Origin of the sequence: Catenuloplanes japonicus (assembly GCF_000717135.1) — a bacterium.
Lineage (GTDB): Bacteria > Actinomycetota > Actinomycetes > Mycobacteriales > Micromonosporaceae > Catenuloplanes > Catenuloplanes japonicus.
This window is the reverse complement of the sequence record NZ_JNXY01000042.1, coordinates 40,578-62,250: the sequence shown is the minus strand read 5'-3', so window position 1 is coordinate 62,250 and position 21,673 is coordinate 40,578. Positions and strand designations below refer to the sequence as shown.

Here is a 21,673-nt window from a genome sequence, read left to right as displayed (position 1 = left end):
TTACCCCGCGGCCGCCTCCTGCGTGGCGGCCTCCCGCCACGCATCACGCACCGGTTCGATCTGTTCGCGGACCACACGGGCCCGTTCCGGGTCCGCGCCCACGTTCGCGCCGATCAGCTCGCTCAGCCACCAGGCGTAGAGCGCGGCCAGCCCGGCCGCGCCGGACCAGACCTCCATGTCGAGCGTCGACCGCAGCTCGATGATGATCTCCTGGGCGTGCATCAGCTTGGCGCCGGCCGTGGTCCGGTCGCCGGCCCGCAGCGCGTCCTCGCCCTGGGCCACGTCCAGCACCAGCCGGTCGTAGAGCATCACGAGCAGCCTCCCGGGCGACGCGGTGCTGACCGAGTCGTTCAGGTAGCGGTTGCGGAGCGCGGGCGAGGTCATCTTCCGGTCACGTCCCCTTATAGCGCGGCGATCTGGCTGGACAGCCAGCTGGACTGGTTCTTCATCGAGCTGAGCGAGGTCTCCAGGCCGGCGAACTGCTTGCTCAGCGACGCCTTGCGGGTAGCGAGCCGGATGTCCCAGTTGTCGATCTGATCGTTCATGTTCTTGATGAGCGAGTTGCGCCCGTTGACCATGTTCGTCACGTCGGTCTGCGCGGTGTCGGACAGCGTGGACAGCCCGGTGGAGAACGTGGTGGCCGCCGCCTTGATCTTGTCGGGGTCCGCCTTGTACGCGGTCTCGAACGTGGCGGCGTCGAATTTGAGCGTGCCGTCCCGGGTCAGCGAGATGCCGATGCCCGACGCGCTGCCGAAATCGGTGATGCCGCCGCCGACCGCGCTGAGAACCTTCTGCGCGATCTGACGGACCGCGAAGTCACCGGTCAGCGGCGACCCGGTCTTGTTCGTCGGGTCGTACCTGGTCTGGCTGGTGATCTGGCCGAGCGCGCTGTTCGCGGCGTCGACCAGCGCCTTCATCTTGGCGGAGATGGCGCCGGTGTCCGCGTTGACGTCGACCGTCACACCGGTCTCGTTCTCCTTGGTGACCGTGATCGACGTACCGCTGATCAGGTTGGAGAAGGTGTTGGAGTCGCTGGTGACGCTGTAGCCGCCGTCCGCGTCCGCGCCGCCGACCTGCAGTTTCGCATCGGTGGCCGCCGTCGGCGTCTTGACCTCGCCGTCGAACCCGGCGGTGAGCGTGAAGCCGTTGTTCACGCCGGACTTGGCCGACGACATCTGCAGCACGCTCTCGCCGCCCTCCAAGGCGACCACGGTCGCCTTGATGCCGACGCCGGCCTTGTTGATGGCGCTGGCGATGCCGGCCAGCGAACGGTCGGCGGAGATGTCGATGTCGGCCGTGGTGCCGTCGCCCTTGGTCAGCGAGACGGTGCTCTGTGACGTGGCATCGCCGGTCGACGCGGCGCGGGTCGTGGAGACCTGCGACTTCGCGAGCGACACGACGTCGAACGTGACGGAACCGGTGGCCGTGGTGTTCGAGCTGGTGGTGGCGACCTTGACGGTCGAGGAGGAGGACGTCGACGCCGCGGACCGCCAGGTGGACAGCTTGCCGATCTCGTCGGCCGCCGTCTTCAGCGCCGCGAGCCTGGTGTTCACCGACTGGTAGGCGGTGACCGCCTTCTGCTCGGTGCTGACCTTCGCCTTGAGGCGCGTCTGACCGGCCGCCTCGACCTGCATGAGTTGCGAAATGATCGTCTGGGTGTCGAGCCCGCTGACGAGCCCGCTGACGCTGCCGGCCATGTGTTTTCCTCCCGGATGGTGCCAAGGTGGTGGGGCGACCGGCGCCGTCTGCCAGCCGCCCCACCTATTCAGTTATGTGGTGCTTATTCGGTTCATTCAGTTGTTATCGCATTTAGCGGAGCAGCGAGAGAACGCCCTGCGGGGCCTGGTTCGCCTGCGAGAGCATCGAAGTGCCCGCCTGCGAGAGGATCTGGCTCCGGGTGAAGGAGACCATCTCCGCGGCCATGTCGGTGTCACGAATACGCGACTCCGACGCCGACAGGTTCTCGACCGACACGTTCAGGTTGTTGATCGTGTGCTCGAGACGGTTCTGGTACGCACCGAGCTTCGCACGGGTGGTCGACACCAGCTTGATGGCGTCGTCGACCTTGCCCAGCGCCGTGGCAGCGCCACCGGCGGCGGTCAGGTCCTCGGCGTCTACGCCCAGGTCCGTCGCGCTGACCCCCTTGGTCGCCGTGCCATTGTCGATGGTCACGTTGAACTTGCCCTCGTCACTCGTGGTGTTCTTCCAGTCGACCTGGAAGTCACCGCTGTACGAGCCGTCGAGCAGGTTCTGCGAGCCGAACGTGGTGGTCTTGGCGATGCGGGTGAGCTCCTTGCCGAGCTCCTGGAACTCGGTGTTGCTGGCGGCCAGAGCGTCGGTGTCGTTGGACCCCGAGCTCGCGGCCTGCACCGACAGGTCACGCATACGCTGAAGAATGCTGTGCACCTCGGTGAGGGCACCCTCAGCGGTCTGAATGACCCCGATACCGTCCTGCGCGTTACGGACGGCGACCTTCAGGCCACCGACCTGCGAACGCAGGCCCTCGCTGATCGACAGACCCGCCGCGTCGTCGGCCGCCCGGTTGATCCGGAAGCCGCTGGACAGCTTCTCCAGAGACTTGGACATCTGGCCGTCGGTGACGGACAGGTTCCGGTAGGAGTTCATCGCGGCGATGTTCTGGTTAATGCGAAGACCCATTTTGTTTTCCTCCTTGAGATCGGGTCCGTGTGCGGCCCATCCGTGTGCCGTACACCATGCACATTCGGCGTGGCGGGCCTGCTCCTGAGAATTCGGGAGAAGAGTTTTCGGCTTTCCGGCCGCGCTTTCCCGGGACCGGGTAGCGACCGCGGCGCCGCCGATCGGACCTGATCGGCGGCGCCGGGCGGCGGGTGAGGACGACCTATGCGGCTATCGCGATGGGGACGCCGTGGTGGTCGGTGAACGCGAGCCGGGTGTGCAGATTCCCGAGCGAGCCGACCTCCTGGTAGTACGAGGCGCGCCGCCGGGCCACGCACCCGTCCTTCTTGTCCTTGCGCTCCATCAGCTCCGGGTCGAGGTGCGTGTTGAGCCCGTCCCGGAGCAGCGTGAGCGCCTCCGCGCGCAGCTGCGACACGCGCGACTCGGTCACGCCGAGCTCGGCCGCGATGGTGGCCATCGGCCGTTCCTGCATGAAGTAGCCGTTGACCACGGTGCGGAGCCGGTCGGGCAGTGCCGCGATCGCGTCGTGCAGGTAGCCGATCCGCTCCCGGTGCAGCAGCAGATCCTCCGGGCCGGCGGTCCGCTCGGTGACCATGTCCTCCGCGGCGCCGGTGGTGAAGCCCTGGAGGCTGAGCACGACCGCGCGCTGCACGTCGTCCTCGACCTCCTTCAGCTCGTCCACCGCGATGCCGAGGAACCCGGCCAGCTCCTGCTGGGACGGGGTACGGCCGAGCGTGGCGGTCAGCTCCTGCCGGGCGGTGTCGGTCTTGCGGGCCCGGGAGCGCACGGATCGGGACGCCCAGTCCAGATGTCGCAGCTCGTCGAGGAGCGCCCCGCGTACGCGGGTGGCGGCGAACCGGGCGAACGGGATGCCACGCGACGGGTCGAACCCGCGGGCGGCGGTGACCAGCGCGGCGAGGCCGGCCGAGGTCAGATCGTCGCGATTGACGTGCGAGGGCACCCGGCTCAGCATGTCGCGGACCAGGTGGCCGACGAGCGGGATGTGTTCCCTGATGAGAAGTTCCTGCTCGTGGGCGGTGGCGACATTCGCAGCGGTAGCTACGGCGACGGCGGTCATGTGTTTCCCCCTCAGGCGTTGGCCCACTTGAGCGGGCTGTTCACCGTGAACGAGAGAAACTCTCTGTTACTAAAGGTGCCGTGTCCGTGACTTACGGTTGCCATTTGGTTGCATCCGGCCCGGAATCCTCAGGTCGAAACCCCTCAGGGCAGCTATTGACCTGCCGACCTGCAAGGACGAACAGGGGACATCGTCCGACAGGCGGAGGCGCTCGTGAGCTTGATCGAACTGTCCAGCGTCCTGTGGCGGACCCGGGAGCTGATGGAACTCCTCCTCTTCAAGCTCGAAGAGGAGCAGGTGCTGCTCGCCTCCGGCCGTTCCCGCTGGCTGGCCCACGCGACCCGCGAGGTCGAGATGGTCCTGGAGCAGATGCGCGAGACCGAGGTCATCCGCGCCGCCCACGCCCAGGCCGCCGCGGTCGAGCTCGGACTCTCGCCCGAGGCCAGCCTGGGAGAGATCGCCGATGCGGCGGCCATGCCGTGGAGCGACCTCCTCCATGAACACCGTAAGTCATTTCTGACGCTGACCGCCGAGATCAGCAGTCTTGCCGCCACCAACCGCGATCTGCTCTCCGCCGGGCAGCGTGCGGCGCGCGAAACGATGATGATCATCGCCGGTTCCGTCGAAACCTACGGCCCGAAGGGGCAGTCCGTGTCCGCCGGCCACCGTGCCCGCCTAGTGGATGAGGCGATTTGATGAGCAGTACCTTCTCCGGCATCACCACCGCGCTCAGTTCCCTCTACGCGCAGCGCCGTGCGCTGGACGTGACCGGGCAGAACATCGCGAACGCGAACACCGAGGGCTACACCCGGCAGCGCGTGCAGATGACGTCCGCCAGCGGGAACATCTCGCCGACGATGTGGTCGACGTCGGACGGGGTCGGCAACGGCGTCTCGATCTCCGACATCCGCCGCACCCGCGACGATTTCCTGGAGGGGCGCGGGCGCGAGGAACGGGCGAACATCTCGTACCTGAACAACCAGAAGTCGCAGTTCGTCACGATCGAGAACACGTTCGCGGAGCCCAGCGACACCGCGCTCAAGCACCAGATGAGCGAGCTGTGGGGTTCGTTCGCGGACGTGGCCAACAACCCCGACGACCGGGCGATCCGGACCGCGCTCATCCAGCAGGGCAACACCGTGGTGGACGGCATCCACGCCGCGTACAACAGCCTCGGCGCGCAGTGGAAGGCCAATCGGGACCAGGGGGACGCGCTGGCCACCGAGGTCAACACGATGGCGAAGAACATCGCCCAGCTGAACACCACGATCCAGCGCGCCACCGCGGCCGGCCTGCCGGTCAACGAGATGGCCGACCAGCGCGACGTACAGCTGATGAAGCTCTCCGAACTGACCGGCGCCACCTCGTCGATCCAGAGCGACGGCACCGCCTCGGTCTACCTCGGCGGCTCCGGCCTGGTGCAGGGTGTCACCGCCCGGGAGATCCGGATGACCGGTGCGGACCGGCTGCAGAACCAGACCGCGGACCCGGCCGGCAGCGGCGTGAAGGTGCGCTGGGCCGACTCCGGCACGGCGGCGCAGGTCACCGGCACGATGGGCGCGATCCAGGACACGCTGACCACCACCATCCCGCGGTACTCAGGCCAGCTCGACGGCGTCGCCGCCAAGCTCGCGACCACGGTCAACACGATCCACTCCGCCGGGTACGGCCTGGACGGCGGCTCCGGCCGGGACTTCTTCACCGGCACCACCGCGGAGTCGATCAAGGTCGCGTTCGACGACCCGGAGTTCGTGGCCGCCTCCGCCACGGCCGGCACCTACGATGCCGCGAACGCGGACGCGCTGGCCGACCTGGCCACCACGCCGGGCGGGCCGGACGACACGTACGCCGTGCTGATCGCGAACCTCGGCGTGGAGGCGCAGTCGGTCGACCGCCGGCACGCGATCCAGGCCGTGGTCACCCAGGACACGGACGCGGCACGCGAGTCCTTCGCCGGCGTCAACCTGGACGAGGAGATGACCCAGCTGATCACGTACCAGCGTGGCTACGAGGCCGCGTCCCGGGTGCTGAACGCGGTGGACGAGATGCTCGACGTGCTCATCAACCGCATGGCCGTGTAGGGGAGGGCGGCAGCTCATGGCGATGCAGATGAGGGTCACCGACGGCGCCATCACGAACCGGGTGCTGGCGAACCTTCAGGGAAACCTGACCCGGGTCGGCAACCTGCAGGAACAGCTCTCCAGCGGCAAGCAGATCAGCCGGCCGTCCGACTCGCCGACCGGCACCGTGTCCGCGCTGCAGCTGCGCGGCGAGTCCCGGGCCGTGCAGCAGTTCTCCCGCAATGCCTCGGACGGGCTGGGCTGGCTCGGCGTCATCGACAGCGCGCTGGAGGGCGCGGGCAACCAGACCATGCGGGTCCGCGAGCTGGTGCTGCAGGGCATGTCCGCCGGCACCTCCAGCACCGGCGACGCGCGCGAGGCGATCGCGGTCGAGGTGGACAACCTGCGGAAGTCGCTGATCGGCCTGGCGAACACCAAGTACCTGGACCGGCCGATCTTCGGCGGTACCACCACGGGCGAGCGCGCGTTCGACGCGAACGGCCAGTACACCGGCGACGACGGCGCGGTCATGCGCACGGTCGGCGACGCCTCCAAGGTGCGGGTGGACGCCAGCGGCACGGACATCTTCGGCGCCAACGGCTCGCCCACCCAGCTCTTCTCGGTCCTCGAGTCGATCTCGGCCAACCTGCGCGCCGGCAGCACCGGCGCCCTTACCTCCGATCTCCAGAATCTCGACGTCACGATTGGTACGATCAAGACAAATCGTGCCGACGTCGGCGCGCGGACGAACCGCATCGAGACCAGCCGCACCGCGGCCGACGACCGGTTGCTCAACGTCAAGAGCCAGCTCTCGGAGATCGAGGACATCGATCTGCCGAACACCATCATGCAGATGCAGTTGCAGCAGACGGCCTACCAGGCGGCGCTCCAGGCGACCGCCAAGGTGATCCAGCCCTCGCTGATGGATTTCCTGCGCTAGCCGCAGGCTCACACCCCACTGAGAAGGTCGAGGGAAGCCATGACCGCGCGAACGATCGAGCAGCAAGAGATGCAAGCAGACCTGCTGGATCTGCCAGTCATCGACCTGATCTCCCCGATGCCCGGCTTCCCGGAGAGCCGGCAGTTCGTCCTGGTCCGGCTGGACGAGAACGGGCTGCTCTACTCGCTCCGGGCCGTGGACAACGCGGACCTCCGTTTCCTGGTTATGCCTCCCGCGCCGTTCTTCCCGGACTACGCTCCGGAGATCGACGACGAGGCCGCCGAACTGCTCGGCTCCCCGAAGCCGGAAGACCTGCTGGTCCTGCTCGTGGTCACGGCCGGCGACACCGCCGCCCACGCCACGGCGAACCTGCTCGCCCCGATCGTCATCGACCGCGGCAACCGCAAGGGCATGCAGACCGTCCTCAGTGGATCCGGCCTGCCGGTCCGGGCGGAGCTCGCCATCGCGGGGTGAGCCGGCCAGAACTCAATGCGTCCCACCATGGAGGGAAAGTCGCATGCTCGTTTTGACTCGGCGCTCCGGAGAGAGCGTGATGGTCGGCGACGACATCGTCATCACCGTGCTGGAGGTGCGGGGCGAGGTGATCCGGCTGGGGATCCGCGCGCCGCGCACCGTGCAGGTGCACCGCGAGGAGATCTACCGGGAACTGCAGGCCGCGAACCGCGAGGCCGCATCCCCGGCGGACAGCGCGGTCGAGGCGCTCGCCGGGGCCCTGCGCAAGCCGGACTGACTGACACTGCAACATCTGCCTCGCTCGGGCCGGTCGCCACACGGCGGCCGGCCCGGCGTCGTCTCAGCGGACCGGGACCCCCTTCGCCTTCAGGTACGGGAACGGGTCGATCGCGTTCTCGATCGTCGCCGGGAACGCCGTGTGGATCTCGAAGTGCAGGTGCGGGCCGGTCGACTGCCCGGACGAGCCGACGAACCCGACCAGGTCGCCCGCGGCCACCCGCTGCCCCGGGACCACGGTCGGGCGCCGGACCATGTGGCAGTACCGGGTGGTGATGCCCTCGTCGTCCCGGATCTCCAGCGACCAGCCGCAGCCGACGATGCTCAGGCTGCCGTCGGTGTCACAGGTACCCGCCGAGACGTTGCAGAACGCGCGCATCACCACGCCCGCGTGCGCCGCCTTGATCGGGGTCTCCCGCGCGATCGCCAGGTCCATGCCGTTGTGGGACGGGCGGTCCACGGTCCGGAAGCCGCTGTTCATCGCGGCCGGCACCGGCAGCACCCACCCGGACGTCCCCACGGCCGGCGTGGTCGTCGGGCCGGACTTCGGCGTCGGCGGCGCACAGAGCGGCAGCGGCGTGGCGGGCCGCTTCACGTAGGCGTCCGAGACGTACATGCCGCTCGCGATCATGTCCCACAGGTCGGTGCTGCGGACCGTACCGCTGACGGGGTTGCCCTTGACCTGGCACATGATCGTGACCTTGGCGCCCTCCAGGAGCGTGCCGACGCGCGCGGCCCCGGTCCGGGCCTCCTTGCGCACGTTGAGCACGAGCCCGCCGGTGCTGACCGTGCCGGACACCGAGGCCGCGGCCTCGGCCGGGCTCGCGGTCACGCCGGCAAGACCGCCGGCGATCAGGCCGAGCCCGGCGACGACGGCCGCGGAGACCCGGCGGTGACGGCGCTTCGCGGGCTGGTGCTTCGCGTGTTTCGCGGTTTTCGCGGGCAAGACCCCTCCTCCTGCCCGCACCGGTCGGCGTGGGCACGGAAGGAGACTCCCGGTCGCGGGCTGCCGTGCCGGTGCCCGTGCAGTGCGAGCCGGTTGCGGCCGCGACGCACCCGGCCCGCACCCGTGACGCATCGCCGCCGCCACCGAGAAATCGGCCTAAACCCTCGGATTAGCCAACGAAGGCGTTTGATTGGCTCATGACGGACGCCGCATCGCCGATCGGGCCCATGTGTGCGGAGTCGCCCCCCTCGGTGCGCCGCCCTCGTCAAGGAGGTCCCTGTGGCTGGTCTGGCAGATGTGGGAGTCGGGAAGCGGCTCTCCGTCATCGTCGTCTCCGGGGTCGTGGTCGCCGCGTGCGTCACCGGCATCGGCATGTGGTCCCAGGAACGCCTGGCCCATCAGGGCGACGAGGTCCACGCCTTCGCGATGACCAAGGCGGCGCTCAACCACCTGGACACCCGCGAGAGCGAGCTCAAGGTGGACGCCTACCGCGCGTTCGGCGGCGCCGACACCACCCAGGACGTGGCCGACGACGTGCTGTCCGCGCTGGAGGCGTACGACGCCGCGAAGGTCTTCGCGCTGCCCGGGGACATCGACGACGACATCCTGGCGCTGGAGCCCAACGTCACCGGCTTCAACGAATTCAGCGTGGACTTCGTGAACCGGGCGGTGAAGGACCCGTCCAGCGTCCGTGACCAGTACGACTCGATCGCGGACCAGAACCACGTGGTCGACGACGCGATCGGCGCCATCCACGAGAAGCTCGACGCCGCGATCGCCCAGGAACAGACCGACATGGCCGCGACCACCGCCTCGGCCCGGCTGTGGATGCTGCTGGTCGCCGTGATCGGCGTCGCCGCGCTGATCGGCTTCGCGATCCCGCTGGTCCGGTCGATCCTCGCGCCGGTCCGCCGCGTCGGCCAGGTCGTCGACGCGCTGGCCACCGGCGACCTGACCGTCCGCACCGGCATCGACTCCCAGGACGAGCTGGGCAGGATGGCACAGGGCCTGGACCATGCGGTGGACCGGATGCGGCAGGCGATGGAGGCGATGGCCGCGAACGCGAACACGCTGGCCGGCGCCGCCACCGAGCTGTCCGCCACCAGCGCCGAGATCGCCCACGCGGCCCAGGAGACGAACGGGCAGACGTCCGCCGCCTCCGCCGAGGCCGAGGAGATCTCCCGCAACGTGCAGACCGTCGCGGCCGGCGGCGAGGAGATGGGACTGTCCATCCGCGAGATCTCGCAGAACACCAACGAGGCCGCGCAGATCGCCGGCCAGGCCGTCAGCGAGGCCGCGCTGGCCACCCAGAGCATCGAGCGGCTGGGCGAGTCCAGCGCCGAGATCGGCAACGTGATCAAGCTGATCACCTCGATCGCGGAACAGACCAACCTGCTGGCCCTGAACGCCACCATCGAGGCCGCGCGCGCCGGCGACGCGGGCAAGGGCTTCGCGGTCGTCGCGTCCGAGGTCAAGGACCTGGCCCAGGAGACCGCGCGGGCCACCGAGGACATCTCCTCCCGGGTCGCCGCGATCCAGTCCGACACCGGCGGCGCGGTCGAGGTGATCAACCGGATCAGCGAGGTCATCGCGAAGATCAACGACTACCAGACCACCATCGCCAGCGCGGTCGAGGAACAGACCGCCACCACGCAGGAGATGTCGCGCAGCATCGCCGAGGTCGCCGCCGGCGCCAGCCGCATCGCGGGCAGCATCGCCGAGGTCTCGCAGGCCGGCAGCCAGTCGATGGAGGGCGTCAACCAGACCAACCAGGCCAGCCAGGAGGTCGCCCGCACCGCCGAGGAGCTGCGCGCCCTGGTCGGCAGCTTCAGAATCTCCTGAAACCACCACAACCTTCATCGGGGGTACGGCGCACGCGCGCCGTACCCCCGAATGCTTTTGTGGTTCTGCGAAACCGGGGTTAGTAACCGGACTGCACCTGCGGGGTACCCGCCGGCACTACGCGCCGGGCCGATTGTCATCTCGGGCGGGAGTCGCCCCACCGCAAGGCGCCGAAACAGACGGCGTCCCGGGCGAGAGACGCAGGGAGCACACCGTGAGCGCAGAGCGCACCGCCGCCGTCGAGGCGACGCCGATGCTTGACCTGTGCGCCGACGCGCACGTCCACACCGGTTTCTCCGCGGGGCGCGACAGCGTCGGCGTGGTCGTGATGGCCGCGGACCGTGCCGGCCTCACGTCGCTGACGTTCGCGGACCAGGCCGGGCCGGACAGCACGTGGCTGCCCGCGTACGGCGACTCGGTCCGCCGCGCCCAGCAGCGCACGGACATCCGGCTCTCGGTCGCGGCCGAGATCGAGATCATCCGCGCCGACGGCTGGCTGGCGTGGCCGCCGGACCTGGGTGGCCTGGACGCCATCACGGTCTCGCTCAGCCGCCTCCCGCTCGCCGCCGGCCCGGCCACCCCGCAGCAGGTCCGCGGCCTGCTCGCGGCCGGATCCGTGCGCCGCGCGGACGTGATCGAGCGCGCGGTCGAGGCGACGGTGCGCGGCGTCGAGCGCGCCAGCCGGTACGCGCCGGCCCGCCTCTCCCGCCCGCTCAGCCTGCTCAACCAGATCGGCATCGGCGAGGAGGAGATCGACGCGCACCTGCTGACCCACCTGGTCGAGGGCTGCCGCGTCACGCACGCCACGGTCGAGGTCAGCGAGGCCTGGCGTACGCCATCCGCGGCCCTGGTCCACCGCCTGCTCGAGTCCGGCGTGACGGTCTCGGCAGCCTCCGACGCCCGCTACGCCGCCCAGGTCGGCCGCTGGCAGTACGTTGCCGGCCTCTAAGCGCTTTTCGGCTTTCGCGGCTTTTGCTCACTTTTCCTGGCTACGCTCGGGTGAACCGACCCCCTGCCCGGGCCGGGGAGATCTCCTAGTCTTTGGAGGATCGATGAGCACGGTGAAGCAGGCCATCGAGGTGGGCGCGCCACTGCATGCGGTCTACGAGCAGCTGTCGCACTTCGAGAACTATCCGCAGTTCATGAGCGGGGTCCAGGAGGTCACGCAGCTGTCCAGCACGAAGACCCACTGGATCATGGACCTGGACGGTGAACGCCGCGAGTTCGACGCACAGATCACCGAGTGCCGCACGGACGAGCTGGTCTCCTGGCGCGCCACGAACGGGCCCGCGTTCTCCGAGATCATCACGCTCAAGCCGATGACCGCGGAACGCACCCAGATCGTCGCGCAGATGGACGCGGACGTGGCCGCGCTGATGCCCAGCGACCGGCACGCCCAGGACTCGCTGAGCCGCCGGCTCAAGGCCGACCTCACCAGCTTCAAGCGGCTCATGGAGAACAGCGGGTTCAGCCCGCACCAGGCGTCCGGGATCCCGCTGGCCACCACCATGGGCCGGGCCGGCACCAACGCCGGCATGAACGTGGGCCTGAACAAGACCTACGGCGGCAACGAACCGGGCATCACCACCGCCGGCACGCTCTCCGAGAGCCTCACCAGGCCCACGCTCGGCCCCGGCTCCGGCATCGGCACGCGCGCCAAGGCCTCCCGCGGCAACCAGAAGACGGTCTCACCCAGCCCCGCCATAATGCGCAACCGCCGCGCCGAGCCGATCACCCAGCCGGCCGGCCGGATCAGCGCCGCCAAGCCCGCCGAGACCATCGACGAGACCACCGGCGCCACAGCCGGCGCTACCCTCGGCGCCACGGCCTCGGTCGTCGCGAGCACCGGCCCGTCCACCGCCACCGCGGCGGTCACCGGCGGCACCCGGCGCGCCGGCGAGGGCGTCGGAGGCGGCGGCGCCGGCCCGGACACCACCATCGACCTGGCCGCCGTGGACACCGACACCGAGCGCATGCCCAAGAACGACAAGCGCGGCAACCGCAAGTCCTGACGCGCTCCACACGCGGAAGCCCCGGCCCCTCCTCGGGCCGGGGCTTCCGCGTTTCCCGCACACCTTTGCTCTGCTTACCTAGGCCGCGCCGGGCCGTTTCACACCGTCTGCTCCCGTAATGCGCGCCTGGCACCCTTTTGATACCTATCGCCCGCTGCTTTGCACTGCTTACCTAGCCGGACCCGCTCTTCTCACCTGGCCGAGGCGGGGCTCACCTGAACCGAGGTGGGCGGCTCCGCGCCACCGACCGCGGCTGGTCGTCGCGTTGACCGCGGTCGGCCTGATGGCGGGAGATGTGGCGGTTCGACCGCTTATGGTGGGCCGTTTTGTCCATGTAAGCAGAGCAAAGGCGCGCGGAGAGGGTGTCCGGCGCCGGAGCGATGAGGATCTTGACGGGAAGCGGCGAGGCCGTCTCAGGGGGTGCCGTCGCCCGCGATCCGGGTCTGGTCCGTGCCGGCGGCATCCTGCGCCGGCGCTCCGCCGGGCAGGGCTCCGCCGGGCAGGGCTCCGCCGGGCAGGGAATCGCCGGGCGGAGAGCCGCCGGGCGGAGAGCCGGCGAGGGCCGGGCTGTCGGGCGAAGCGGCGCCGGGCGGGGTGCTGCCGGAGGGTGCGCCGGAGGGGGATGTGCTGGGGGGCGGGGAGCTGGGGGCGTCGTGCTGGAGGGCGTCCTTGACCGCGTCGATGAGGGCGCTGGTGGTGAACGGTTTCTGGAGCAGGCGGGCGTCCTCGCCGACCATGCCCTTGTCCACGGCCACCTCCTTGGGCAGCCCGGACACGTAGATGACGCGCAGGCCGGGGCGGAGCGCGAGTGCCTGCTCCGCGACCTCGCGGCCGGTGGCCTCGGGCATGCTGAGGTCGGTCACCAGCAGGTCTACGGGACCGTCGTGATCGCGGCAGAGGTCGATCGCGGCGCGGGCGTCGCCGGCGGTGAGCGCGGTGAAACCGCGGCGCTCCAGCATGCGGCGCATGATGTCGCGGAGGTCGACCTCGTCGTCGACGACCAGCACCGTGGGTTGCGGCTGCTCGTCCTGCAACAGCGTCATCGCACCCTCCTCCGACCGTACGAATAATTATGTTATATCCGTTTTTTGGGTTTATCTGGGGAACGTGAAAGCCCCGCCGTCCCGGGGAGGGACGACGGGGCGAGCAACGGGTGGAACGGGTCAGGCGGTCAGGGTCCAGGAGTCGAGCACGCCGGCCCGGCCGGTCGCGTCCTTCACGGTCAGCGTCCAGGCGCCGTTCTTCAGCGCGGACGAGGCGTCCAGGTTCCAGGTGGCGAGCAGGTCACCGCTGCCGGCGGGCACCTTCAGGTTCCAGATCTTCCCGTTCGGGGACGTGAGCTGGATCTGCAGGTTGCCGCGCTTGGCCTGGCGCACCGTCACCTGCACGGAGCTGGTCTTCGACGCGGTGGTGCCGGTGGTGCCGCAGTCCGCGACCGTGAGCTTCGAGGTCGCGGGCAGCGCCACGTCGGTCAGCGACTCGAACCGGTCGCAGTTCGCGGTCACGGGCGTGGCGGGCGCCGGCGCCGTCTCCAGCACCGTGCCGGCCGCGCCCGTGTAGAGCAGACGGTTCGGCGAGCCGTTGAGGCCGGTGACCCGGCCGGTGGTGGACTGCGCGACCAGCGCGTCCCGCACCTGCTGCGGTGTGGCCTGCGGGTTCGCGGCGAGGACCAGCGCGGCCGCGCCGGCGGTGTGCGGCGACGCCATCGAGGTGCCGCTCATCGTGGCGGTGCTGGTGTCGCCGGAACGGGCGTCCGACAGGATCTTCACGCCGGGCGCGAAGAGGTCCAGGCAGGTGCCGTAGTTCGAGAACGACGCGCGGGCGTCGTTGCCGTCCGAGGCGCCGACCGTGATGGCGGCCGGGAGCCGGGCCGGCGAGGACGCGCAGGCGTCCTTGTTCTCGTTGCCGGCGGCCAGCACGTAGGTCACGCCCGAGTTGATCGAGCGCTGCACCGCGTCGTCCAGCGCGGCCGAGGCCGAACCGCCGAGGCTCATGTTCGCCACGGCCGGCTTGACCGCGTTGCGGGTGACCCAGTCGACGCCCGCGATGATCTGCGAGTAGCTGCCGCTGCCGTTGCAGTCGAGGACCCGCACGGAGACCAGCTTGACGTCCTTGGCCACGCCGTAGGTGGCGCCGCCGACCGTACCGGCGACGTGGGTGCCGTGGCCCTGGCAGTCGTCCGCGACCGAGTCGTTGTCGACGAAGTCCCAGCCGTGCCGGGCCCGCCCGCCGAAGTCCTTGTGGCTGATCCGCACGCCGGTGTCCAGCACGTACGCGGTCACGTTCGCCGCGCTCGGGGAGGCGTAGGTGCCGGAGAGCGGCAGGGCGCGCTGGTCGATGCGGTCCAGGCCCCAGGTCGCGTTCGTCTGCGTCGCGGAGATCGTGACCCGGCGGTCCTGCTCGACGTACTTGACCGCGGGGTCGGCCGCGAGGCGTCGCGCCGCGGACCGGGACATCTCGGTGCTGAAGCCGCGGACGGCCGAGGTGAACGAGTTGCGGACCTTGCCGCCGTACCGCTTCGCCAGGTCGCCCGCGGCGTTCGCGGAGCGGCCGGTCGCCGCCGAGTCGCGCAGGACCACGATGTAGCTGTCCTTGATCGCGCCGGGTGCGCCGTCCTGGAGGACGGCACCGGTGGCCGGGGCTGCGTGGGCCACGCCCACGCCGGTCAGAGCGACGAACGCGGCGGCGGTGGCGGAGGCGATGGCGAGACCGGCGGCACGCCGGCCGGTGCGGTGGATTGCGGTCATGAACTCCCTTTCCTCTGCCGGAGCCCGTCTGGCCGCCGACCTCCATAAGATTCGGCGGCCGGGGTCACCGTGCGGGACCCTCGCGGTTGCGCTCCGGTAGCGCGGGAAAGGAACAAAATCAAGACCCCGCACGGGTACGTCTTTTGCGCCGTTGACCAGGGGGTATAAGGACAGGGTGTGGCGTGCGTCGCAATTTCGCCCCCCGGATACGGTTGCCGGGGGTAGCGGGTTGGTTAGGAGGCGGGTGCCGCGCTAAAACGGGGGGAGCGGAGACCGATGTTGACCTCGTCCGGGCCACAAGGCCGCGCCGACGCATCGTTCGACCGACCAAGGAGGCCAACGCCATGAACGCACTGCTGAACCCCACTCAGGTGGAAGTCGTCAACTCCGTCACCGAGCTGTGCGACAGCTGCGGAGCGGCCGCGAAGCTGGGCGTGCGCCTCTCCGGGGGCGGCGAGCTCTCGTTCTGTGGCCACCACGCCAACCGTCACGCGGGCGAGATCGCCAAGACCGCGAACAGCGTCCTCGTCGAGGCCGGGTTCGCCTGGACCGGATCGAGCCGCACCGCGTAAGCCGCCGAGGACCCGATACCCCGAACGTGAACGCACCGAGCCCGCCCGGGTCCGGTGCGTTTTTCGGTGGTGGATGCGAATTGCCTGATAGGCTCCTTTAGTCCGTTTATGAGGAGCTTTCGGCGGTGGATATCCCGCAGTACGGGCGCCGGCTCCACGGCGCGTTCGCTATCGGTGCCGGCGTCGCCGTCGCCTCCCTCGGCATGGTCACGCTGATGACCTGGGGAGACGGGCCCACGACCGGGTCGCTCTTCGGGCCCGGCACCCCCGCCCCGCTGGTCGCCGTCGCACTGGCCGCGGCCGGGTGCGGGCTGGTCGCGCTGGCGCCGAGGGACACCCGTGCACAGGCCGGGCTGATCGGGCGCGCGCTAGGACTGGTCACCGTGCTGGCCGGCCTCACCGGGCTGGTCACCCGCATGGCCGGGCCCGGCCGCATCGGGGGGACCGCGCGCGACTTCCTCGGCGTCCACGACCAGTCGCTCGGGCGCACCTCGACCACCACCGCGCTCGCGCTGATCCTGGTCGGGCTCGCGCTCGTCACGCTCGACCGCAGGCCGAAGCCGAAGACGCCGCGGACCACGACGGACGACGAACCGCCCCCGATCCTCAGCGGCACGATGACCGCCAACCGGCGGACCGGCGGGGACCGTCGTGGCGGCGACCGTCGCGGCGGTGGCGACCGGCGGTCCGTCGACCGGCGCGGGCTCGGCGCGGAGGCGGCCGGCGCGGCCGACCTGTTCGGGCTCGGCGCCGCCACGATCGCGGTGGTCGCGCTGGTGGCCCAGATCTTCGGCCAGGCGTACCGGGAGGGTTCCGGCCCTGGCACGGTCATGTCACCGATCACCGCGCTCGCCGTGCTCGCGCTCTGCGTCGGCCTGCTCCTCGCCCGCCCGCAGCGCGGCCCGCTCGCGGCGCTGACCGGCACCAGCCGCGGCGCGTCGGTCGGCCGTCGCCTGGCGTTCGCGCTGGTGCTGTTCCCGGTGGTCGCGGGCCTGCTGGCGACCGCGGCCGTCTACGCGGGCGTGGACCGGCCGGCGACCGCGATCACCGGCGCCGCGATCCTGGGCACGCTCGCGCTGCTGGTGGTGCTGGCCCGGCTGGTCCGCGAGCTGAACGTCTCCGACCGGGTGCAGCAGCAGCTGGTGGACGCGTTGCAGGAGCGACGCGAGTTCACCGAGACGCTGCTGCAGTCGATCAACGAGGGTGTGCTGGTGCTGGACCGGGAGCACCGCGTGCTGGACGTGAACCGCCACTGGTGCGAGCTGACCGGCCGGACACCGGGCGAGGCGATCGGCCAGCTCCCGCCGTACCCCTGGGATCCGCCCCTGGAGGTTGCCGAGCGCCCCGGCGGTGACACCGTGCTGCGCCGCGTGAACGGCGAGAACGTGCCGGTCCTGGCGTCGATGGCGCCGCTGCCCGGTCCGGGCGGGAACCCGCGTGCCTATGTGGTCACCTATGTCGACATCACCGGCCGCAAGCGCGAGGAGGACGCGGTCGCCGCGCATGCCGCCGAGACCGAGACCGCCAACGTGGAGCTGGTCGAGGCGAACGAGCGGCTGGAGCGCGCGGTCGAGTTCAAGTCCGACCTGATGTCGATGGTGTCGCATGAGCTGGCCCAGCCGCTGAGCTCGATCGCGAGCCTGGCCGAGCTGCTCACGGTCGACTGGAACGACCTTGAGGACGACATCCGGCTCGAGCTCAGCACAAAGATCGACAAGAACACCCGGCGCCTGATCGGCATGATGAACGACCTCACGCTGCTGTTCCGCCTGGACGCCGGCAAGGTCACCGCGCGCCGCACCCCGGTCCCGGTGCTGGACGTGGCCGAGTCCGCGATCAGCAACCTGCCGCCGACCGCGCCGCCGGTGCAGGTCGACGTGGACCCGGGCCTGTCCGCGCTCGTGGACCGCGGGCACCTCTGGCAGATCCTGGTCAACATGCTGGGTAACGCGGTGAAGTACGGCCGGGCGCCGATCGCGCTCGCCGCGCGCCGTTCGGGGGATCAGCTGATCATCGAGATCAGCGACCACGGTCCGGGCGTGCCGGACAACCTGGTCTCCACGCTCTTCGACCGTTTCATGCGCGGCGCAGGCCTCGGCCTGTTCATCGTGCGGCACCTGGCCGAGGCGAACGGCGGCACTGTCCGTTACGAGCCCGTCGAGCCGCACGGCGCCCTCTTCATCCTGACGATCGAGGCCGCCTGAAGATCACCCGCCCGTCGCCCGCCCGCCCTCTCTCCACCCGGCTTTGCTCTGCTTACCTGACGCTAGCGGTACATAACAGGGCATTTCGCGGGTACGATTTCGGCCGCTTTGCTCATGTAAGCAGAGCAAAGGCGGGCGGGGGAGGAGGGTTATTGATCTAGGACGGAGCGGACGGCCTGGAGGAGGCCGCGCTCGGAGAAGGGCTTCGAGACCAGCGTGACGTCGTCACTCAGCGTGCCGTTCTCGGTCAGGACCGGGCGCGCGTAGCCGGACATGAAGAGCACGCGGGTGTCGGGACGCAACGCCGTCACCCGGTCCGCCACCTCCTTGCCCAGCATCTTCGGCATGATGACGTCGCTGAGCAGCAGGTGGATCGCGCCGTCGTGGCTGCGGGCCAGCTCCAGCGCGTGGTCGCCGCCCGGCGCGGTCATCACGCGGTATCCGTTGCGGGTCAGGATGCGCTCGGTGACCTCGCGCATCGCGTCCTCGTCCTCGACGACCAGCACGGTCTCGCCCCCGCCGCCCGCGCCCGCGTCCGGCTCGGCCGGGTGCTCCACGACCGGGACGGACTCCGAGCTGGCCGGGACGAGCGCGCTGATCGTGGTGCCGACGCCCAGCTCGGAGTAGATGCTGATCTGCCCGCCGGTCTGCGTGACGGTGCCGTACACGGTGGACAGCCCGAGACCGGTCGCCTCGCCCTTGGGCTTGGTGGTGAAGAACGGCTCGAACGCGCGGTCCGCCACGTCCTTCGTCATGCCGACGCCGGTGTCACTGACCTGCAGGCGCACGTAGGAGCCGGGCTGGAGTCCGGGCCGCCCGGCCAGGTAGCTCTCGTCGACCGTGACGTTGTCCGTGCCGATGGTCAGGCTGCCGCCGCCGGGCATCGCGTCGCGCGCGTTGACCGCGAGGTTGACCAGCACCTGGGTGAGCTGGCCGGGGTCGGCCCGGATCGGCCACAGCTCCTCGCGCAGCGTGGTCTCCAGGCGCACGTGCTCGCCGATCGTGCGCTGCAGCAGCGCCTCCACCTCGCGTACCACCTCGTTGAGGTTGAGCACGCGCGGTTTGACCACCTCGCGGCGGCCGAACGCGAGCAGCTGGTGGGTGAGCGAGATCGCGCGTTCCGCGGCGCGCTGGATCTGGTCGATGTCCTTGAGTACCGGGTCCCAGCGGTCCGCGTCCTCGCCGGCGGCGTCGGAGACCTCCTCCGCGATGAACGCGATGTAGTTGAGCACCACGGCGAGCAGGTTGTTGAAGTCGTGCGCGACGCCGCCGGCCAGCTGGCCGAGGCTCTCCAGGCGCTGTGACTGCTGCAGCCGGGCCTCGATCCGCTCCCGTTCGGCCAGCGCGATCAGCCGTTCCCGCTCGGCCTCGGCCAGTTCCTCGTCGCTGAGGTCGCGGGAGATGCTGGCGATGCCGACGATGGTGCCCGCGCCGTCGATGATCGGCGAGAAGCTGATGCCCATCGCGATGACCGTGCCGTCCTTGCGGACCCGGCGGGTGCGGAACCGGTCGACGCGCTCGCCGCCGGCCACGCGGCACATCAGGTCGCGCGTCTCCTCGACCCGGTCCGGCGGGATCAGCATGGTGATCGACCGGCCGATCGCCTCGTCCGCGCCGTAGCCGTAGATCCGTTCCGCGGACGGGTTCCAGCTGGTGATGATGCCGTCCGCGGTCTGGCCGACGATGGCGTCCTGCGAGGAGAGCACGATCGAGGCGAGCCGGGCCTGGGCCTCCGCGGCGTGCCGTCGCTCGGTCGCGTCCCGGATCGCCGCGGCGATCAAGAGCCCGTCGGCGGTACGGATGGCGGAGAGCGAGATCTCGGCCGGGAACTCGGAGCCGTCCTTGCGCCGCGCGGCCAGCTCCGTGCCGGCGCCCATCGGCCGGGGCCGGGCCGCGCGCATGTACTCCTGCCGGTGCAGCGGGTGGTCGGCGCGGGCCGATTCAGGCACCAGGAGCTCGATGTTCCGGCCGATCAGCTCGTGCCGCCGGTAGCCGAAGAGGCGCTGCGCCTGCGCGTTGATGAGCGTGATCAGGCCGTCCTCGGTCACCACGACGATCGCGTCCGGCGCCGCTTCGAGCAGCCCCTGCGCGTGATCGGTGGACCAGTCCTGCACGGCGACTCCGGGATCCAGTGGAAAAACCCCTGATCCCCAAATTCTCCCATAAATCGGGCGGGCCGGATGCGCAACCGGCACGCACCTCTCCGGGTCCGGTACCTGCTACGGGCGAGCCCGAATCTTATTCCTGTCAGGCGGTACGGCCGCTCCTCACCGAGGAGCGCGGCCACACGGAAGGGGATATTTTGCGCAGGACTTACGGCATCTTCGGAACGCTGCTGGCGGGCTCTCTGGCGGTCGGCGGCTACGCGGGAACGCCCGCGCAGGCGGCCTCGGCCACCACGACGCAGCTCACCGTCTCCGCCTCTGATGACGCCTACACGTCCGACGCCCGTAAGGGCCTGAACACCGGCGCCGAGACGAAGCTGGCCGCCGGCGCGCTCAGCACGGACCGCAAGGTCGCGTTCCTGAAGTTCACCACCGGCCGCGCCGCCACCGGCGCCACGCTGCGGCTCGCGCTGGAGAACGTGGTGGCCGGCAGCACGCTGACCGTCGCAGGCGTCCCGGCCAACTGGGCCGAGAGCACGCTGACCGCGGCGAACGCGCCCGCGCTCGGCACCGCGAAGACCACCGTGAAGCTGGCCGCCGGTCAGAAGGAGGTCGTGTTCGACCTCGGTGCGCAGGTCAAGGCCGCCGGCACGTACGCGTTCGCGGTCACCTCCAGCGCCGCCGCCTCCAGCAACCGCTTCTACTCCAGCGAGCACACCACCGCGGCGCTGCGCCCGGCACTGCGCCTGACCGTGCCGACCGCGGCCTCGCCCGCGACCGGCTGCAAGGCCGGCCCGAAGCTGGTCCCGACCTGTGGCGTGCTGTGGGGCGCGGCGGCCGGCGGCTTCACCGACACCCCGCGGGACGTCGCGCTCACGCAGTGGGAGGCCGCGACCGGCCGTACCGCCGCGATCTACCACACGTACCACAAGGGCAACGAGAAGTTCCCGACCAAGGCCGAGATCGCGATGACCCAGGACGCGGCGCACCCGCGCACGCTGCTGCTGAACTGGAAGGTCGCCTACGGCACCACCTGGGCCGCCGTGGCCGCGGGCGGGCAGGACCAGCGCATCGACAACTGGTCCGCGTACGTCAAGGCGAACTTCAGCGAGCAGCGGTTCTTCCTGGCGCTGCACCACGAGCCGGAGAACGACGTGGTCGACAGGGCCGGCTCCGGCATGACCGCCAAGGACTACGCCGCCATGTACCGGCACGTGATCCAGCGGCTGCGCGCGAACGGCGTCACCAACGCGGTCAACGTCCTCGCGTACATGGGCAACGAGAGCTACCTGGGCAAGTCCTGGTTCCCGGACCTGTACCCGGGCGACGACGTCATCGACTGGATCGGCCTGGACTCGTACCTGAACGCGGCCAAGGGCTACCACCACGGCGACTTCAACAACCTGCTGGACCGTGGCCCGGTGTTCGGCACGAACCTCGGCTTCTACGACTGGGCGACCACGAAGCACCCGGGCAAGCCGGTCATGGTCGCGGAGTGGGGCGTCTACCACGGACTGAAGGCGAACGAGGCGGTCGACAAGGCACCGGCGTTCAACACGGTGCTGCCGCAGCTGAAGGCCCGTCCGGCGGTGAAGGCGCTGGTCTACTTCGACACCCCGCGGGACGACCAGGGCAACCGCAACATCAGCATCTTCAGCAGCGACTCGGCGAAGGCCGCGGTCAAGCGGATCGCCGCCGACCCGTACTTCAACGTCTCGCTCAGGTAACAACGCGCTCCACCCCATCCCCCCGAGGAACG

General features: G+C 70.1%; 19 protein-coding genes. 11 read left to right on the top strand and 8 right to left on the bottom strand.

Annotated elements, in window-relative coordinates:
* The 4 genes from fliS to OP04_RS43905 all read right to left on the bottom strand — a co-directional run bounded on the left by fliS (window position 1) and on the right by OP04_RS43905 (window position 3,736).
* Window positions 1-384, bottom strand: a complete 384-nt coding sequence (gene fliS, locus OP04_RS43920; RefSeq protein ID WP_033345975.1) for a flagellar export chaperone FliS — start codon at window positions 382-384, stop codon at window positions 1-3.
* Between the two features lie 17 nt (window positions 385-401).
* Window positions 402-1,697 (bottom strand): flagellar filament capping protein FliD, encoded by a 1,296-nt coding sequence (gene fliD, locus OP04_RS43915; protein ID WP_033345974.1) that lies wholly within the window; start codon window positions 1,695-1,697, stop codon window positions 402-404.
* Window positions 1,698-1,809: 112 nt separating this feature from the next.
* The gene (locus tag OP04_RS43910; RefSeq protein ID WP_033345973.1) at window positions 1,810-2,658 is read right to left on the bottom strand and encodes a flagellin N-terminal helical domain-containing protein; all 849 of its coding nucleotides are present in this window, start codon (window positions 2,656-2,658) and stop codon (window positions 1,810-1,812) included.
* Between the two features lie 202 nt (window positions 2,659-2,860).
* Window positions 2,861-3,736, bottom strand: coding sequence for a sigma-70 family RNA polymerase sigma factor (locus OP04_RS43905; protein WP_033345972.1), 876 nt, complete (start codon window positions 3,734-3,736; stop codon window positions 2,861-2,863).
* 213 nt (window positions 3,737-3,949) lie between these two features.
* On the opposite strand from OP04_RS43905, the gene flgN reads away from it, so the two are divergent.
* From flgN to csrA, 5 genes are read left to right on the top strand one after another with little or no spacing between them, the layout of a single operon-like run.
* Window positions 3,950-4,432 (top strand): flagellar export chaperone FlgN, encoded by a 483-nt coding sequence (gene flgN / locus OP04_RS43900; RefSeq protein WP_033345971.1) that lies wholly within the window; start codon window positions 3,950-3,952, stop codon window positions 4,430-4,432.
* Window positions 4,432-5,817: a flagellar hook-associated protein FlgK gene (flgK, locus tag OP04_RS43895; protein ID WP_033345970.1), complete on the top strand. Its 1,386-nt coding sequence runs from the start codon at window positions 4,432-4,434 to the stop codon at window positions 5,815-5,817. Before flgN ends, flgK begins: the two co-directional genes overlap by 1 nt.
* Window positions 5,818-5,845: 28 nt before the next feature.
* A complete protein-coding gene (flgL, locus tag OP04_RS43890) occupies window positions 5,846-6,736 on the top strand; it encodes a flagellar hook-associated protein FlgL (protein WP_232323966.1) in 891 nt (296 codons plus the stop codon).
* A gap of 39 nt (window positions 6,737-6,775) precedes the next feature.
* A complete protein-coding gene (fliW, locus tag OP04_RS43885; protein WP_033345969.1) occupies window positions 6,776-7,210 on the top strand; it encodes a flagellar assembly protein FliW in 435 nt (144 codons plus the stop codon).
* Window positions 7,211-7,253: 43 nt separating this feature from the next.
* Window positions 7,254-7,487, top strand: a complete 234-nt coding sequence (gene csrA / locus OP04_RS43880) for a carbon storage regulator CsrA (RefSeq protein WP_033345968.1) — start codon at window positions 7,254-7,256, stop codon at window positions 7,485-7,487.
* Window positions 7,488-7,550: 63 nt separating this feature from the next.
* Here csrA and OP04_RS50795 read toward each other — a convergent pair whose 3' ends face one another.
* Window positions 7,551-8,432, bottom strand: coding sequence for a peptidoglycan DD-metalloendopeptidase family protein (locus OP04_RS50795; protein WP_051799983.1), 882 nt, complete (start codon window positions 8,430-8,432; stop codon window positions 7,551-7,553).
* A gap of 279 nt (window positions 8,433-8,711) precedes the next feature.
* On the opposite strand from OP04_RS50795, the gene OP04_RS43870 reads away from it, so the two are divergent.
* From OP04_RS43870 to OP04_RS56630, 3 genes are all read left to right on the top strand, one after another.
* On the top strand, window positions 8,712-10,274 hold the full coding sequence (locus OP04_RS43870) for a methyl-accepting chemotaxis protein (RefSeq protein WP_033345967.1): 1,563 nt from the start codon (window positions 8,712-8,714) through the stop codon (window positions 10,272-10,274).
* Between the two features lie 214 nt (window positions 10,275-10,488).
* On the top strand, window positions 10,489-11,223 hold the full coding sequence (locus OP04_RS43865; protein ID WP_033345966.1) for a hydrolase: 735 nt from the start codon (window positions 10,489-10,491) through the stop codon (window positions 11,221-11,223).
* A 103-nt stretch (window positions 11,224-11,326) separates the two neighbouring features.
* Entirely contained in the window at window positions 11,327-12,286 is a 960-nt protein-coding gene (locus OP04_RS56630; RefSeq protein WP_051799982.1) for an SRPBCC family protein, read from the top strand.
* 413 nt (window positions 12,287-12,699) lie between these two features.
* Here the strand turns inward: OP04_RS56630 and OP04_RS56175 are convergent, their stop codons facing one another.
* Window positions 12,700-13,329 (bottom strand): response regulator, encoded by a 630-nt coding sequence (locus OP04_RS56175; RefSeq protein WP_063746880.1) that lies wholly within the window; start codon window positions 13,327-13,329, stop codon window positions 12,700-12,702.
* A gap of 120 nt (window positions 13,330-13,449) precedes the next feature.
* Entirely contained in the window at window positions 13,450-15,033 is a 1,584-nt protein-coding gene (locus OP04_RS43850) for a S8 family peptidase (RefSeq protein ID WP_033345965.1), read from the bottom strand.
* Window positions 15,034-15,377: 344 nt separating this feature from the next.
* Between OP04_RS43850 and OP04_RS43845 the strand changes: the two genes are divergently transcribed.
* On the top strand, window positions 15,378-15,605 hold the full coding sequence (locus OP04_RS43845; protein WP_033345964.1) for a DUF7455 domain-containing protein: 228 nt from the start codon (window positions 15,378-15,380) through the stop codon (window positions 15,603-15,605).
* Window positions 15,606-15,730: 125 nt separating this feature from the next.
* A complete protein-coding gene (locus OP04_RS48850; RefSeq protein ID WP_035087264.1) occupies window positions 15,731-17,809 on the top strand; it encodes a PAS domain-containing sensor histidine kinase in 2,079 nt (692 codons plus the stop codon).
* A gap of 149 nt (window positions 17,810-17,958) precedes the next feature.
* Here OP04_RS48850 and OP04_RS43835 read toward each other — a convergent pair whose 3' ends face one another.
* The gene (locus OP04_RS43835) at window positions 17,959-19,923 is read right to left on the bottom strand and encodes a hybrid sensor histidine kinase/response regulator (RefSeq protein WP_033345963.1); all 1,965 of its coding nucleotides are present in this window, start codon (window positions 19,921-19,923) and stop codon (window positions 17,959-17,961) included.
* Between the two features lie 188 nt (window positions 19,924-20,111).
* Here OP04_RS43835 and OP04_RS43830 point away from each other — a divergent pair, with 188 nt between their 5' ends.
* A complete protein-coding gene (locus tag OP04_RS43830; protein ID WP_232323965.1) occupies window positions 20,112-21,641 on the top strand; it encodes a CBM96 family carbohydrate-binding protein in 1,530 nt (509 codons plus the stop codon).
* The last annotated feature ends 32 nt before the right edge of the window (window positions 21,642-21,673 follow it).